This window comes from Mycobacterium sp. NPDC049093 (assembly GCF_040704635.1).
In the GTDB taxonomy this organism is placed as follows: Bacteria; Actinomycetota; Actinomycetes; order Mycobacteriales; family Mycobacteriaceae; genus Mycobacterium.
In genome coordinates, this window is sequence record NZ_JBEZJS010000010.1 from 60,157 (window position 1) to 74,932 (window position 14,776).

General features: G+C 67.3%; 13 protein-coding genes. 8 read left to right on the plus strand and 5 right to left on the minus strand.

Annotation, left to right across the window (positions count from 1 at the left end):
* The first annotated feature begins 54 nt into the window (after nucleotides 1-54).
* Nucleotides 55-2,076, plus strand: a complete 2,022-nt coding sequence (locus tag AB0876_RS30595) for an FUSC family protein (RefSeq protein ID WP_491840929.1) — start codon at nucleotides 55-57, stop codon at nucleotides 2,074-2,076.
* On the opposite strand, the gene AB0876_RS30600 is transcribed toward AB0876_RS30595, so the two are convergent.
* Nucleotides 2,073-2,702 carry a PaaI family thioesterase gene (locus AB0876_RS30600; RefSeq protein WP_526043786.1) on the minus strand — a complete coding sequence of 210 codons (630 nt, stop codon included), beginning with the start codon at nucleotides 2,700-2,702 and terminating at the stop codon, nucleotides 2,073-2,075. The two genes, AB0876_RS30595 and AB0876_RS30600, sit on opposite strands and share 4 nt — an antisense overlap.
* Nucleotides 2,703-2,716: 14 nt before the next feature.
* Between AB0876_RS30600 and AB0876_RS30605 the strand changes: the two genes are divergently transcribed.
* Genes AB0876_RS30605 through AB0876_RS30615 form a run of 3 tightly spaced genes read left to right on the plus strand, consistent with a single transcriptional unit; the run spans nucleotide 2,717 to nucleotide 6,265 of the window.
* A complete protein-coding gene (locus AB0876_RS30605; RefSeq protein ID WP_526043787.1) occupies nucleotides 2,717-4,450 on the plus strand; it encodes a tetratricopeptide repeat protein in 1,734 nt (577 codons plus the stop codon).
* Between the two features lie 35 nt (nucleotides 4,451-4,485).
* Nucleotides 4,486-4,965, plus strand: coding sequence for a nucleoside deaminase (locus tag AB0876_RS30610; protein WP_491840926.1), 480 nt, complete (start codon nucleotides 4,486-4,488; stop codon nucleotides 4,963-4,965).
* Nucleotides 4,958-6,265: an alpha-amylase family protein gene (locus AB0876_RS30615; protein ID WP_526043788.1), complete on the plus strand. Its 1,308-nt coding sequence runs from the start codon at nucleotides 4,958-4,960 to the stop codon at nucleotides 6,263-6,265. The genes AB0876_RS30610 and AB0876_RS30615 overlap by 8 nt, the downstream gene beginning before the upstream one ends.
* Here AB0876_RS30615 and AB0876_RS30620 read toward each other — a convergent pair.
* A complete protein-coding gene (locus AB0876_RS30620) occupies nucleotides 6,249-6,686 on the minus strand; it encodes a DUF1810 domain-containing protein (protein WP_526043789.1) in 438 nt (145 codons plus the stop codon). The two genes, AB0876_RS30615 and AB0876_RS30620, sit on opposite strands and share 17 nt — an antisense overlap.
* Before the next feature lie 60 nt (nucleotides 6,687-6,746).
* On the opposite strand from AB0876_RS30620, the gene AB0876_RS30625 reads away from it, so the two are divergent.
* The 4 genes from AB0876_RS30625 (at nucleotide 6,747) to AB0876_RS30640 (ending at nucleotide 13,085) form a co-directional block, all read left to right on the plus strand.
* Complete coding sequence (locus tag AB0876_RS30625; RefSeq protein ID WP_526043790.1) at nucleotides 6,747-8,900, plus strand: adenylate/guanylate cyclase domain-containing protein; 2,154 nt, start codon at nucleotides 6,747-6,749, stop codon at nucleotides 8,898-8,900.
* Nucleotides 8,897-10,297 (plus strand): mechanosensitive ion channel family protein, encoded by a 1,401-nt coding sequence (locus tag AB0876_RS30630; protein WP_491840922.1) that lies wholly within the window; start codon nucleotides 8,897-8,899, stop codon nucleotides 10,295-10,297. The genes AB0876_RS30625 and AB0876_RS30630 overlap by 4 nt, the downstream gene beginning before the upstream one ends.
* 163 nt (nucleotides 10,298-10,460) lie before the next feature.
* Complete coding sequence (locus AB0876_RS30635) at nucleotides 10,461-11,456, plus strand: esterase family protein (protein WP_491840921.1); 996 nt, start codon at nucleotides 10,461-10,463, stop codon at nucleotides 11,454-11,456.
* A gap of 78 nt (nucleotides 11,457-11,534) precedes the next feature.
* On the plus strand, nucleotides 11,535-13,085 hold the full coding sequence (locus AB0876_RS30640; protein ID WP_526043791.1) for a molybdopterin-dependent oxidoreductase: 1,551 nt from the start codon (nucleotides 11,535-11,537) through the stop codon (nucleotides 13,083-13,085).
* Nucleotides 13,086-13,087: 2 nt separating this feature from the next.
* Here AB0876_RS30640 and AB0876_RS30645 read toward each other — a convergent pair whose 3' ends face one another.
* The 3 genes from AB0876_RS30645 to AB0876_RS30655 are packed head-to-tail and all read right to left on the minus strand — an operon-like array spanning nucleotide 13,088 to nucleotide 14,745.
* A complete protein-coding gene (locus AB0876_RS30645; protein WP_491840919.1) occupies nucleotides 13,088-13,288 on the minus strand; it encodes a hypothetical protein in 201 nt (66 codons plus the stop codon).
* A 39-nt stretch (nucleotides 13,289-13,327) separates the two neighbouring features.
* Nucleotides 13,328-13,948: a TetR/AcrR family transcriptional regulator gene (locus AB0876_RS30650; protein WP_491840918.1), complete on the minus strand. Its 621-nt coding sequence runs from the start codon at nucleotides 13,946-13,948 to the stop codon at nucleotides 13,328-13,330.
* Nucleotides 13,949-13,953: 5 nt separating this feature from the next.
* A complete protein-coding gene (locus tag AB0876_RS30655; protein WP_491840917.1) occupies nucleotides 13,954-14,745 on the minus strand; it encodes an IclR family transcriptional regulator in 792 nt (263 codons plus the stop codon).
* Nucleotides 14,746-14,776 lie beyond the last annotated feature (31 nt).

The following is a 14,776-nucleotide window of genomic DNA, read 5'->3' on the forward strand; positions in this document are numbered from 1 at the left end:
GCCACGCGCGGGCGGATGTGCCACCGGCAGCCCGCCACGAGTGAGAATGGTGGGGTGCACACGGGTCGACAGGCAGCCGACGCACTCCGGCTCACTACCCCCGACGCCGGTGCGGTGGCCCGAAGCCTGATCGGCGTCCTGGCGGTGACCGCGGTCGCCCTGGCGTGGGGTTCCGGCGCGACAGCGATGTGGACGCTCGGCGGCGGCGTGATCGCGAGTGCGATCGCGCTGCAGCGCAGCCCAGGCGGCCGGGTCCCGCTGGTGGTGACGGGCTCGGTCGAACTGGCCATCGCGGTGCTGCTGGGCACCCTGGCCGGCGGGTACAGCCCCGTCTTCATCGCCGTGGTTGCGCTGTGGTGCTTCGCCGCGGGCATGCAGTGGTCACTGGGAGCCAACGCCGGACTGGTGGCCTCGGCGGCCAGCGCACTGCTGGTGCTGGCGCCGCCGGTCGCACCGACACTGGGTCAGTCGCTGCTGGCACCTCTTCTGGTCATCGTCGCCGGAGTGATCCAGGCCGCGCTCATCGCGATCTGGCCGCCCCGGCGCTGGCGGGCCCAGCGCGACGGACTCACCCGGGCCTACCAGTCGTTGGCCGGCGACGCCCGCAACGTCGCGACCGACTGCACCGCGACCGTCGACGACGCCCCGCTCACGTGGCTGCGGGAGGTGTTCGCCGACAGCCAGGTGAGTCAGCGGCCACGCGCCTACCACGGCGGTTATCAACTCCCGGAGCGCCTCGCCGGCACCCTGGCCTCGTTGCGTTCCACCGCGGACCGCGACACCGCGACCGACGACGAGAAGCCAGGTGACAGCGGACTCCCCCAGTTGCTGACCGCCGCCGCGGTGCTTCTCGACGCGATCGCCGACCACGGTCACACCGCGCGCCGTGACGCCGAGCACGCGCTGGTCCGTGTCCACACCGCGGCCGCCGCCGTCAGCGGACCAGAAGCGGCGCTGGCACAACGCTTCTGCGAACAGCTGCGCGAGGCCGCGGTGCTTAGATTCGGGCAGCTGCACCGGCCCGACCTGATCGGCTCGCTGGCCTCCGCGCCCGCCGTGGTCCGATCACACCTGACCTGGACCTCGCCGATCCTGCGCCACGCCATCCGGCTGTCGGTCACCACCGCGCTGGCGGTGGCGGCGGCCCGCTACGGCGGGCTCGAGCACGGCTACTGGATGCCGCTGACCGCCGTGGTGGTGCTGCGGCCGGAAACGGCGCACACCTACACCCGGTGCGCCGGGCGCATGGCCGGCCTCGGCGTCGGCATCATCGTCGCCTCGATACTCACGTTCGTGTGGCAACCCGGGCCGATCGGTTCGGCAGTGTGCGCGCTGGTGTTCGTCGGACTGGCCTACGGCGTCGCGCAATTCGGCTATCTCGCGGTCGGCGCGGCCGTGGGCGCGATCGTCATGTTCGCGGTCGGGGTGAGCGCGACCGCGCCGTGGTCGGGCAATATGGACCGACTGTTCGCGGTGATGATCGGCGGAGGCCTGGCCGTGATGGCCCACGTGGCCCTGCCCGACCACGCCCTCATCCGGTTACGCCAGCGCGCCGGGGAACTGTTGATGACCGAGATCGACTACGCCGCACTGGTGATCAAGGCATTCGTGCATGAAATCGACCACCCGGCCGAGATCCTGTCGGCAGCCTGGCAACGGGCCTTCCGCGCCCGTGCAGCGTTCGAGGCCGCCTGGGGTGCGACCAGCCTGGAGCCGCCGGTCCTGCGGCGTTGGCTGCGGTCCTACCGCACCGCACTGAATTCGGTGACCAGCGCCTGCACCACGCTGGAGAACAGCCTGCCGACCCACCCGTCGTCCGCCCTGCACGGTGAGTTCATCGCTGCGGTCGACGATTACGTCGAGGCCCTGCGCGGCGCGCCGCCGAGCCCTGCGGTGCCGTGGAGCCTGGACACCGCCGAGCTGTCCACCGCGCTGCGACGGGTACACAACGTGGCATCGACGCTGTCCGCCGACAACGGTGCGGCGCGCATCCTGATCGGAGAACTGACCACGATCACCCGCAGCCTGCAGGAGATCGCCATCGACCGGGTGGAACCGGCGGGTGAGACGCGCTAGCCGCGCGCCCATTTCGGCAGGATGAACACTCCTTCGGCCTCGGCGGTGATTCCGTCAGCATCGGAAACATGGCCGGAGGCAAAGGCTTTGATCCCATCCGTGCGGGTGATCCGCCCCTCGGCGTGCAGATCACCCAGCGGCGTGGCCCGCAGATAACGGATGGTCAGGGTCCCGGTGAACCGCGGGCGATCGGAGTCGCTGGCGGCCACCTCCCCCAGCACATGATCGAGCACCATCGCCACCATGCCGCCGTGGACGTGGCCGGGCGGACCTTCATAGGGCGCGCCGAGGTGAAAGTCGGTTCGCACCCCGCCGTCGGGATCCTTGACCATCACCAGCGGCGGGGCGATCGGGTTGCGGATGCCGATCGCCGGGTTGCCCCACGGCATCCGGTCACCATCGGACGTGAAGCGCACACCGAAGGGACCGTCGATCTGTTTCGCCTGCAGGCGCGCGGTCGCGTCGTCGATCTGGGCCCGTACCGCGGCGACCTCCTGGGCATCCACCTCCGAGCGGATCGAGGCATCGATGAGCGCACGCACCGAGTCGGCCAGCGGTGACCACACCTCCCGCAGACGCTGCACGTCAGCAGAACTGAGACCCTCGACATGCGTGTAACCCGGCATCCCAGCACTAGAACATGTTCGACGCGCCGGTGTCGAGCCACCCGGGTAGCGTCGGCACCGTGACGGACCCCGCCCAGACCGAACCGTATTACCGGCTCGGGACCTATCACCGGCCGACGGACACTCCCTCGCCGCCGGCCCAGGTCTGGTTCGACCGCGGCATGGTCTGGTCCTACGCCTTCAACCACGAAGAAGCGATCCGGTGCTTCGAGCGTGCCCTGCAGCTCGACCCCGAGTTCGCCCTCGCCCGATGGGGTATCGCCTACGCCGTCGGCCCCAACTACAACAAGGCCTGGGACGCTTTCGACCCGGCCGACCTGAGCACATCGCTGAGCCGGGCACGCGCCGAACTCGAGCGCGCTGCGACCGGCCGGGCATCGACGCTGGAACTCCAGCTGATCTCCGCGCTGCAGAAGCGATTTCCGACCGCCGACCCAGATGACGCCGAAGCCCTGACAGCGGGGCACGCCGACTACGCCGATGCGATGGCAGCGCTGGCCGTGGCCCATCCCGGCGACATCGATGTGCAGACGCTGGCCGCCGATGCCCTGCTGAACGTGACCGCGTGGGCACTGTGGGACGGCCGCACCGGTGAGCCCGCCCCGGGATCTCGTGTGGTGGAAGCCAAACGGATCCTCGACGCCGCGCTGGCGACTGCAGCCGGACGGCAACACCCAGGGGTGCTGCACCTCTACATCCACGCGATGGAGATGTCGACGACACCGCAGGCCGCGCTGCCCGCCGCCGATCTGTTGCGCGGGTTGGTGCCCGACGCCGGACACCTGCAACACATGGCCAGCCACATCGACGTGCTGTGCGGCGACTACCGCAGTTCGGTGACCGCCAACCTCGCCGCGGTACACGCCGACCGCAAGTTCGTCGAACGCGAGGGCGCGCTCAACTTTTATTCGCTCTACCGTGCGCACGACCTGCATTTCGTGGTGTATTCGGCCATGTTCGAGGGCAGTTCGCAGATCGCTCTGGATGCGGCCGGGGAACTTGCCGCCCAACTGACTCCCGAGGTGCTCTCGGTCGCCTCGCCGCCGATGGCGGACTGGCTGGAGGCGTTCGTCCCGTTGCGGGTGCACGTGCTGGTGCGGTTCGGCCGGTGGGATGATCTGATCGCCGAACCGTTACCCGCCGATCCCGAGCTGTACTGCACCACTACCGCGACGATCCACTACGGCCGGGGCGTCGCCTACGCAGCGACGGGGCAATTGGAGCAGGCCCGCGCGGAACGCGACAGCTTCATCGCGGCTTACCGGCGCATTCCCGACACGCGCTACCTTTTCAACAACACCAGCCTGGACATCCTGGCCATCGCCGAGCAGATGCTGGACGGTGAAATCGCCTATCGGGCGGGCGATTACGACACGGCCTTCGGCTACCTGCGCCGGGCCATCGAACTCGACGACGCCCTGCCCTATGACGAACCGTGGGGCTGGATGCAACCGACCCGGCACGCCTACGGCGCACTGCTGCTCGAGCAGGGCCACGTGGAGGAGGCCGCTCACGTCTACGCGGCCGACCTGGGCCTGGATCCGACGCTCAGCCGGCCCAGCCACCATCCGAACAACGTGTGGAGCCTGCACGGCTACCACGAGTGCCTCCGACGGCTCGGCCGCGACGCCGAGGCGGCCATCATCGACCAGCAACTGGAGTTGGCGCGGGCCCGGGCCGACGTTGCGGTGCGCGCCTCCTGTGCCTGCCGCCTCGACGTGGCCGATCCCTGCTGTGGCGGCGCCTGACCTGCCCGATGTCGGCACCGGCGTAAACTCGCCTCGTGGCCATCAGCGAGAACGACCTCGGTCAGCTGCGCAAATGTGTCGAGTTGGCCCGTGAGGCACTAGAGGACGGCGACGAGCCCTTCGGCTCGATTTTGGTCGACGAGGCGGGGACGACGGTGTTCACCGACCGTAACCGCGTCAAGGGCGGGGATGCCACCCAGCATCCCGAATTCGCCATCGCCCGTTGGGCGGTCGAGCATCTGCGGCCCGAGGACCGGGCCCGCGCCACGGTGTACACCTCAGGCGAACACTGCCCGATGTGTTCGGCGGCGCACGCCTGGGTCGGTCTGGGCCGCATCGTCTACGCCACATCGTCGGCTCAGCTGAGCGGCTGGCTCGCCGAATGGGGTGTCCCGGCCGCGCCGGTGGCACCGCTGCCCATCACCACCGTGGCTCCCGGGGTAGACGTGGACGGACCGGCCACCGAGCTGGCCGAAACCATGAAAGACCTGTACGCGGCGAAGTTTCGTGCCTGAGCCCGGGTGGATCGCACATGCCATCTGGTGGCAGATCTATCCACTGGGTTTCGTCGGTGCGTTCCCCGCGGACCAGCCGCCGTCGGCCGATGAGCACCGGTTACGCCGGATCGTCAGCTGGCTGGATCACGCCGTGCAACTCGGCGCTTCCGGCATCGCGCTCGGACCCATCTTCTCGTCGCGCACCCACGGCTACGACACCACCGACCATTTCCGCATCGATCCACGCCTGGGTGACGAGCAGGACTTCGACCATCTGGTGGCCGAGGCCCGAGGGCGCGGGCTGCGCATCCTGCTCGACGGGGTGTTCAACCATGTCGGCACCGAGTTCGCCCAGTACCGGCAGGCGCTCGACGGCGGCCCCGACCATCCGGCGTCGCGTTGGTTTCGCCGTCGCGGCAAGGCATCTCGATTCGACACGTTCGAAGGTCATGACGAGCTGATCGCGCTCAACCACGACGAGCCCGCGGTGGTGGAGCACACCGCCCGGGTGTTGCGGCACTGGTTGGGCCGAGGCGCCGACGGTTGGCGCCTCGACGCAGCGTACGCGGTACCCGACCGGTTCTGGGCGCAGGTGCTGCCGTCGGTGCGCCGCGAGTTCCCCGACGCCTGGTTCGTCGGTGAGGTGATCCACGGTGACTACGCCGCGACCGTCGGCGCCTCCACCTTCGACTCGGTGACCCAGTACGAACTGTGGAAGGCGATCTGGAGCGGCCTGAACGACGGCAACTTCCACGAACTGGACTGGGCACTCAAGCGGCACAACGACTTTCTCGGCACGTTCGTACCGCTGACCTTCGTGGGCAATCATGACGTGACCCGGATCGCCAGCCAGTTGCAGAATGCCGCGCACCTCGAGCATGCCCTGGTGTTGCTGATGACGGTCGGTGGAACCCCGAGCATCTATGCCGGCGACGAGTCGGCCTACCGCGGCATCAAGGAGGAGCGGCGCGGCGGCGACGATGCCGTGCGCCCGGAATTCACCACTGCACCAGAGGATTCCGATGCGCTGCGCCTGCATCAGTATCTGATCGGACTGCGGCGGCGGCATCCGTGGCTGCACACCGCGACCACGTCACCGTTGCTGCTGACCAACACCCAGTACGTCTACCGGACCGCCGCCGGCCCCGAATCGCTGATCGTCGCGCTCAACATCGGCGATGCACCGCTGCCCCTGTCGCTGCCCGACCTCGGAATGGCATCGGGCCGGGTGATCGCGGGGTCGGGAGCACCGCCGCAGGACGACCTCAGCCAGACGGAGGCCCCCCCGCACGGCTGGCTGATCATCCAGCCGCACTGAGCGTTTCGAGAGTCCTCGGATCGCCGAGTCCGTCGTAGAACTTGTCGAGCACGGACTGGAAGTCGGCTCGCTCGGCCGGATCGGCAACGGCGGCGAACAGCGTCATGGACGAGCGGACCTTGAGGCAGTCGGGCCAGCCGAAGATCTGCTCGGCTGTCGACCCGTCCACCTGGGCAGCCAGCCGGGCGCATTCCCGTAGCCTCGGGCCCAGAGTCGGGTGGGCCAGGTACGCACGTGCCTCGTGGGCGGAGGCGATGCCGTAATGGTCGGCGGTCTGGCTCCGGCCGAGCCCGCGCAGCTGCGGGAAGATGAACCAGATCCAGTGACTGCGCTTGCGCCCGTCCCGCAACTCGGTGCAAACGTCGGCATAGACGTCGGCCTGGGCGTCGACGAATCTCTGCAAGTCGAACTGATCAGTCATGACGAAGTTTGTCGCGCAGCCTCACGCAATACATCGTGACAAGCTAATCTTCGGGATTCAATGACTACAACAGCCGCCGCCGAGCGCGTCGCTCCCACCAGGACTGTGCGTAGACGCGTGATGTCCCGGATCAGCATTCAATCAAAGCTGCTGGTGATGCTGCTGGTGACCAGCATTCTGTCTGCCGCCGTGGTCGGCGCCATCGGCTACCAGTCCGGTAGGTCATCGCTTCGCCAGTCGGTGTTCGACCGGTTGACCGAGGTCCGGGAATCGCAAACACGTCAGCTGGAGTCGAAGTTCGCCGACCTCGAGGATTCCCTGATCGTCTACACCCGGGGAACGACGACGGTCGAGGCCGTCGAGGCATTCTCCGGCGCATTCGGTCAGCTCGGCAACTCGACGATCAACCCACAGCAATGGCAGTCGATCGTCGACTACTACAACGACCAGTTCAAGCCGGTGGAAGAGAAGCAGACCGGTGACACCGTGGATGTGGCGCGGCTGCTGCCCACCTCCAACGCACAGAAATACCTGCAGGCGAACTACACCGCACCGGTCGTCGACCCGGAGAAATCGATCCGGGTCGACGACGCCCGTGACGGCAGTGCCTGGTCCGCAGCGAATGCCCGCTTCAACGACTACTTCCGTGAGATCGTCGAACGCTTCCAGTTCGAGGATGCGCTGCTTCTCGACACGGCCGGCAACGTGGTCTACACCGCGTACAAGCGCATCGACCTGGGCACCAACATCGTCACGGGGCCGTACCGGCAGAGCCTGCTGAAGGACGCCTACGAGGAGACCCTGGCGTCCAACGCCGTCGACTATGTCGGGGTGACCGACTTCGGTGACTACCAACCGGCCGATGAGCCCACGGCCTGGATGATGGCGCCGGTGGGCCCGCCCGGTCGGGTCGAGGGTGTGCTGGCCCTGCAATTCCCGATTTCCAAGATCAACCGGCTCATGACGGCCGACAAGCAATGGGAAACCGCCGGAATGGGCACCACCGGCGAGACCTTCGTCGTCGGTCCCGACGGTCTGATGCGGTCGGATTCACGTCTGTTCCTGGAGAATCCGCAGAAGTTCGAACGCGACGTCATCGACGCCGGAACACCCCCGGCGGTGGCACAGAAATCACTCAGTCAGCACGGAACCACGCTGGTGCAGCCGGTCGAGACGGAGGCCACCCGATCGGCCCTGCGGGGTCAGAGCGGCACCGTGATCGAGGACGACTATCTGGGCAACGAGACGCTACAGGCTTACGCACCGGTGACACTGCACGGATTGAACTGGTCGATCATCGCCAAGATCGACACGGCGGAAGCCTTCGCGCCCGTGGCGACATTCACCCGCACCCTGGTGTTGTCGACCGTCGTCATCACCTTCATCGTCTGTCTGGCGGCCATGATGCTGGCTCGGTTGTTCGTCCGGCCACTGCGCAGGCTGGAGGCCGGCGCCCAGCAGATCGGCGCGGGCGACTACGACGTGTCGCTTCCTGTGCAATCCAGGGACGAGTTCGGAGATCTGACAACAGCGTTCAACGACATGAGCCGCAACCTGGCGATCAAGGAAGATCTGCTCGCCGAGCAGCGCCGGGAGAACGACCGGCTGCTGCGCACGCTCATGCCGGAGTCGGTGGTGCAGCGGTACCGGGACGGCGAGGAGACCATCGCGCAGGACCATCACAACGTGACGGTCCTGTTCGCCGACACGATCGGGCTGGATGAGCTGACGTCCGAGATGCCATCGGAGGAAGCGCTGGCTATCGTCAACCGCCTGGTGCACCAATTCGATGCCGCCGCAGATGATCTCGGAGTAGAACGGGTGCGCACCCTGCGCAACGGCTACTGGGCCAGCTCCGGGTTGAGCGTGCCGCGGCTCGACAATGTACGGCGGACCGTCGACTTCGCCCTCGAAATGCAGCGCATCATCGAACGGTTCAACACCGAGGCCGGGACTGAGCTGGAACTGCGTGCAGGCATCGATACCGGCGCGGTGAGCAGCGGCCTGGTCGGACGCTCCAACCTGGCCTACGACATGTGGGGTTCGGCGGTCAACCTCGCCTACCGGGTTCAACGGGGCTCACCGCAGCCGGGCGTGTACGTGACTGAGCGGGTGTTCGAGGTGATGGGCGATACCCGCGATCTCGAGCCGGCGGGCACTGTTCAGGTGGACGGGGCCGACGAGCCGATCTGGCAGCTACGGGACCGGCGATGAGCGGCGTGCTCGACGCCCCCTGGTTCTACTGGGCCGTCGGTGTCGCGGTCGGATTTCCGGTCTGCCTGGTTCTGCTGACCGAACTGCAGAACGCATTGCGCCGGCGCGGCAGCTTCCTGGCCGGTCCGGTACACCTGGTCCGCACGTACATCCTGCCGCTGGGCGCACTGCTGATCCTGCTGATCCAGGCGATGCAGATCTCCGGAGAAGCCACGCCGGTGCGGATCGTCTCGACGGTGTTCGGGTTCGTCGTCCTGGTTCTGCTGCTGTCCGGACTCAATGCGACCCTGTTCCAGAGTGCACCGGAAGGCAGCTGGCGCAAACGAATTCCGTCGATCTTCCTCGACGTCGCCCGGTTCGCACTGATCGCTATCGGCATCGGATTGATCTTCGCCTACATCTGGGGCGCCAATATCGGTGGGCTTTTCACCGCCCTTGGCGTGTCCTCGATCGTGCTGGGCCTGGCCCTGCAGAACTCGGTCGGCCAGATCATCTCCGGGCTTCTCGTGCTGTTCGAGCAGCCGTTCCAACTCGGCGACTGGGTCGATGCACCGTCGGCGCGCGGACGCGTCGTCGAGGTCAACTGGCGCGCAACACATATCGACACCGGCAGCGGCCTGCAGGTGATCCCGAACTCCGTGCTCGCCGGAGCGTCGTTCACCAACCTGAGCCGCCCACTCGGTGCGCACACCATCACGGTGATCACGGTGTTCGCCGTCGATGACGCTCCCGACGAGGTCTGCCGCGTACTCAACGAGGTGGCCCGCCGACTCCCCCAGCTACGTACCGACGGCACGGTGTCCACGGTTCCGGCCGGCTCACTGCAGTACAAGACCCAGATCCCGCTGCATTCCCCCGCCGACGATTTCTCCGCCAGGTCCACGTTCCTTCGCTGGACCTGGTACGCCTCGCGGCGGGCCGATCTGCACCTGGACGAGGCCGAGGACGAGTTCGCGACCACCGAACGCGTCGAACAGACGCTGCGTCTCATCGCACCGACATTGCGCCTGACCCCGGAGGACCAGGGCGAGTTACTCCCGCACGCCCGGCTCACCCGTTACGGCAGGGACGAGGTCATCCAGGTCGTCGGGCAGGTTCCCAAGCGCATGACTTTCATCGTCGCCGGCACGGTGCAGTTGGCCGTGGCCGGTGCGGACGACCTCTTCGTCCCGGTGCTGGCCCTGGAACAGGGCGACTTTCTCGGGCAGACGGCTCTGACCAGAGAACCGGTCACCACCACGGCATACGCGCTGACCGAGGTCACCGTTGCGCAATTCGACCGCGACTGCATCGAGGATCTTGTCGCGCGAAAGCCGGTGCTGCTTCAGGACATCGGCCGGGCGATCGAGGAGCGCCGGGCCAACGTCAGACAGGCACTCACCACGGCCGCACGCTGAGCCTCCCGGCAAAGGGTCTCGGCGCCGAGTTCCAACCGTTAGTAAACCGCGATCTGCGCGACCGGTGTTGTTACCCGTGTGACTGATGTGGCACATGTTTCACTACCGGGGACAAGCGGCAAACTGCTTGAGATACGTGCAGAAAGGACGGTTGGTTGCCGTTATGAAGTTCCTCAACAAGATTCGCGGAGCGTGGACGCGTCGACTGGCGGCCGGGGCAATGGCCGCCGCCACCCTGCCCGCGCTGATCGGTATCACAGGAGGTTCGGCGACCGCTGGCGCATTCTCCCGTCCGGGGCTGCCGGTCGAATACCTCGACGTGTTCTCGCCGTCGATGAACCGCGACATCCGGGTCCAGTTCCAGGGCGGCGGACCGCATGCGGTCTACCTGCTCGACGGCCTGCGCGCCCAGGACGACTTCAACGGCTGGGACATCAACACCCCGGCGTTCGAGTGGTACAACGACTCCGGCCTGTCGGTGATCATGCCGGTCGGTGGGCAGTCCAGCTTCTACACCGACTGGTACCAGCCCTCGAAGGGCAACGGTCAGGACTACACCTACAAGTGGGAGACCTTCCTGACACAGGAACTCCCCGCCTGGCTGGCCGCCAACCGCGGCGTGTCGCAGACGGGCAACGCCGTCGTCGGCATCTCGATGGCAGGTAGCGCGGCACTGACCTATGCGATCCATCACCCGCAGCAGTTCATCTATGCCGGAACGCTTTCGGGCTTCCTGAACCCGTCCGAGGGCTGGTGGCCGATGCTGATCGGCCTGGCGATGAACGACGCCGGCGGATACAACGCCGAGAGCATGTGGGGCCCGTCGACCGACCCGGCCTGGAAGCGCAATGACCCGATGGTCAACATCAACCAGCTGGTCGCCAACAACACCCGCATCTGGATCTACTGCGGCACCGGTACCCCGTCGGACCTCGACGCCGGGACCAACGGCGGCAACCTGATGGCGGCCCAGTTCCTCGAAGGGCTGACACTGCGGACCAACGTCACCTTCCGGGACAACTACATCGCCGCCGGCGGCACCAACGGGGTGTTCAACTTCCCGGCCAACGGAACCCACGCCTGGGGCTACTGGGGACAGCAGCTGCAGCAGATGAAGCCCGATATCCAGCGGGTGCTCGGCGCACAGTCCGCCACCTAGAGATCCACCCACCCGGGGAGCCTGTCGTCACCCCTAACGGCAGGCTCCCTGCTTCATGTTCGGGGTAAGTTGGTGACGATGGCTCCGTCCTCGTCGTCCCCGTCGGATCCCTCGCCGAACGCGCGGATGCTCGGCGGAGTTGCCGCCGCCGCGGTGGCGCTCGGCATCGCCACGCTGGCCGGCATTCCGTTTGGGGCACCGGCCGATCCACGCAACGCGGTCGGTTCGGCCGTCGTGGACCTGACGCCGGGTCCGGTCAAGGAATGGGTGATTCAGACCCTGGGCAGCCTTGACAAGCTGTTCCTCGCCGTCGTCGTGCTGGCGGTCATCGCCACCATCGCGGCCCTCGCCGCGACGTATGAAACCCGGCACCGTCCGATCGGCAGCGCGATCTTCGTCGTCGCCGGACTGTTCGCCTGCACGGCCGTCCTCTCCCGGCCGGGCGCGACGCTGCCCGACATCGTGCCCACGTTGGTGGGCACCGCCTGTGGGGTGGCGGCGCTGCGCCTGCTCGTGCGGCGGGTCTGGGCCGCCCCCGACGACGATGCCGAACACGTCGACACCTCCAGAAGGACGTGGTTGGCCACCGCCGGAGTACTCGGTTTCGGCGCGGCTACCGGACTTCTCGGTTTCGTCGTGACCCGGGTGACGAGTTCGGTCGCGGCCGAACGCGAAATCTCCGTACTGCCCCGGCCCCGCGTGCCGGCTCCCCCGGTTCCGCCCGACGTCCAACCGAAAAACGTTGCCCTGCCGAGTTTCATCACCGACAGCGCCGACTTCTACCGGGTCGACACCGCACTGAGCGTTCCGCAGCTGAGCCGCGACGCGTGGCGGCTACGCATTCACGGCATGGTCGCCCACGAGGTCACCTACAGTTTCGACGACCTTGCCAGGTTCGAAGCCGTCGAGAAGCCCGTCACCCTCACCTGCGTGTCCAATCCGGTTGGTGGAGACCTGATCTCGAACGGGATGTGGACCGGCTACCGACTCGCCGACCTGCTGCGGGCGGCGGGTGTGGACCCGGCGGCGGACATGTTGCTGTCGACCTCGGTGGACGGATTCACCGTGGGCACCCCGGTGGACGCCCTCAATGACGGCCGGGACGCGTTGTTGGCCGTCGGCCTCAACGGGCAGCCGCTACCCGTCGAGCACGGCTACCCGGCCCGGCTGGTGGTCGCCGGACTCTACGGCTACGTGTCGGCCACCAAATGGGTCACCGACCTGGAGTTGACCCGATTCGACCGCGCCGAGGCCTATTGGACCCGGCAGGGCTGGGCGCCGCGCGGCCCGATCAAGACCGAGTCGCGCATCGACGTGCCGAAGCGGGGTCAGCAGCTGCCGACGGGGCCGACGACATTCGGTGGTGTGGCCTGGGCGCAGAACCGCGGCGTACGTGCCGTCGAGGTCCGAATCGACGACGGCCCATGGCAACCCGCTGAACTGGGCGCCGCCTACTCCAACCAGACGTGGCGGTTGTGGAGCCTGCCCTGGCAGGCGAGCGGCCCGGGCGACCACACCGTCACGGTGCGGGCTACCGACAACACCGGGGCGGTTCAGACGTCAGACCAAGCCCCGACCGTGCCCGACGGCGCCACCGGCTGGCATACGGTGTACTTCACCGTGGCGTGACGCTATTTCGACGAGAGTTTGCGCCAGCTGAACGCCGCGATCACGACGCCGATCACCGCGGTGATCGGACCGATCACCGACCAGGTGACGGTATTGCTCATCGGGCTGCCCTGCAGCACACCGAATCCCTGCAGCGCCCAGATGAGGCCGAACAGCGCCACAAGCACACCGACCGCGAACGTCACGACGTATCCCCTGTTCATGGTTGGATGCTACGCGCGATGCGCTGCCGCACACGTCCGCTACGTGGCGACCCCGTGCAAGAACATGTCGACCAGATAATCGCCGAGTTGCGCGGTCGGCACCTGCGCCGATCGGGACCAGCTGATGGTGGCCCACAACGTGTCACGGATGACCCTGGAGACCACGTCCACCGGAATGTCCGAACGCAGTGAGCCGTCCGCCATACCTTCGTCGAGCACCCGCACCCAGTGCGTGCGCAGCACAGGCAGGTCGGGATCCAGCCCGCCGAGCACACCTCGATCCTGCAGGTACTGATAGTCCTGCCGGAACATCCGCGTCTCGTGCGGGTGCTCGTTGATGATCGTCAGCGTCGTGTGCACCATCGTCCGCAGGCGTTGCAGCGGTGGTTCCGGCAGCGCCGCGATGGCGGCGAAGTGATCGCCGAGATTGCTGACGAACGTGCGCAGCAGCTCGACCGCGATGGCCTCCTTGGACGGGAAGTAGTGGTAGAGACTGCCCGAATGCACGCCGGCGGCGGCGCCGATGTCGCGCACCGTGGTGGACGCCACCCCTTTGGCGGCGAACAACTCTGCGGCGACGGCGAGGATGTCCTCGCGACGGACCCGGTTCCGCGGCCCACGTGCAGGCAGGGCGACGAGAGGTTCCGCCTGGTCCGTCATGCGTGTCAGCCTGCCATCCGGTGCTGAGCGGACAGTGCCTGACCGGTCCGCCGCGCGGCGCGCACCAACAGCGGCGCCAACTGCTGGAACTCGGCCTGCCTGCGGACGGACAGCGAGATCGCACCGACGGTCCCGGTGGGGCCGGTAATCGGTGCCGCGATGGCGGTGATGCCCAACTGACAGTTGACAGCGGAGTGGTAGGCCAAACCGCGACGGTTCCGGGCCTGTTTGATCGCCAGGTATACCTGATCGGCGCTGCAGGCGGGCGCGAGCACGGGTTGCCGGGTGGGGTTCTTCGCCCGGTTGATCGCGGTATCGGCCTGCTCAGGGTCCAGTGACGCCAGCAGGACGTGTCCGCTGACCGTGTCGGTGGCGGGTATGCGCACACCGATCCGCGACGGAACCGACTGCGCCGCAGCGCCTCCCACCTTGTCGAGGTAGTTCACGTCCAGGCCGTCGAGCACAGCGAGATGCGCGACGCCGTCGGTGGCCAGATGCAACTCGGTGAGCGCAGTACTCGCGGCGACCCGCAGGTCTTCACAATCGGTGGCGCGGGAACGGTAGCGGCGAATCCGCGGCCCCAGTCGGTACCCGTGCTCACCGTGTTCCAGCCAACACAGCTCGACGAGCTGGCGCAGAATCCGGAATGTCGTCGAGCGGGGTATTCCCGACAGCAGGCTGATGTCGTCCAGCCCCATCCACTCGGGGCCGTCCAGGAAAGTGTCGAGCACCGCGGTGGCCCGTTCGATGACGCCACTGCGCGCTGCAGCAGCCGTATTCAGCTTGTCGACCAGCATGAACACTCCTTTATCAAGCGCTTGCTCAAGA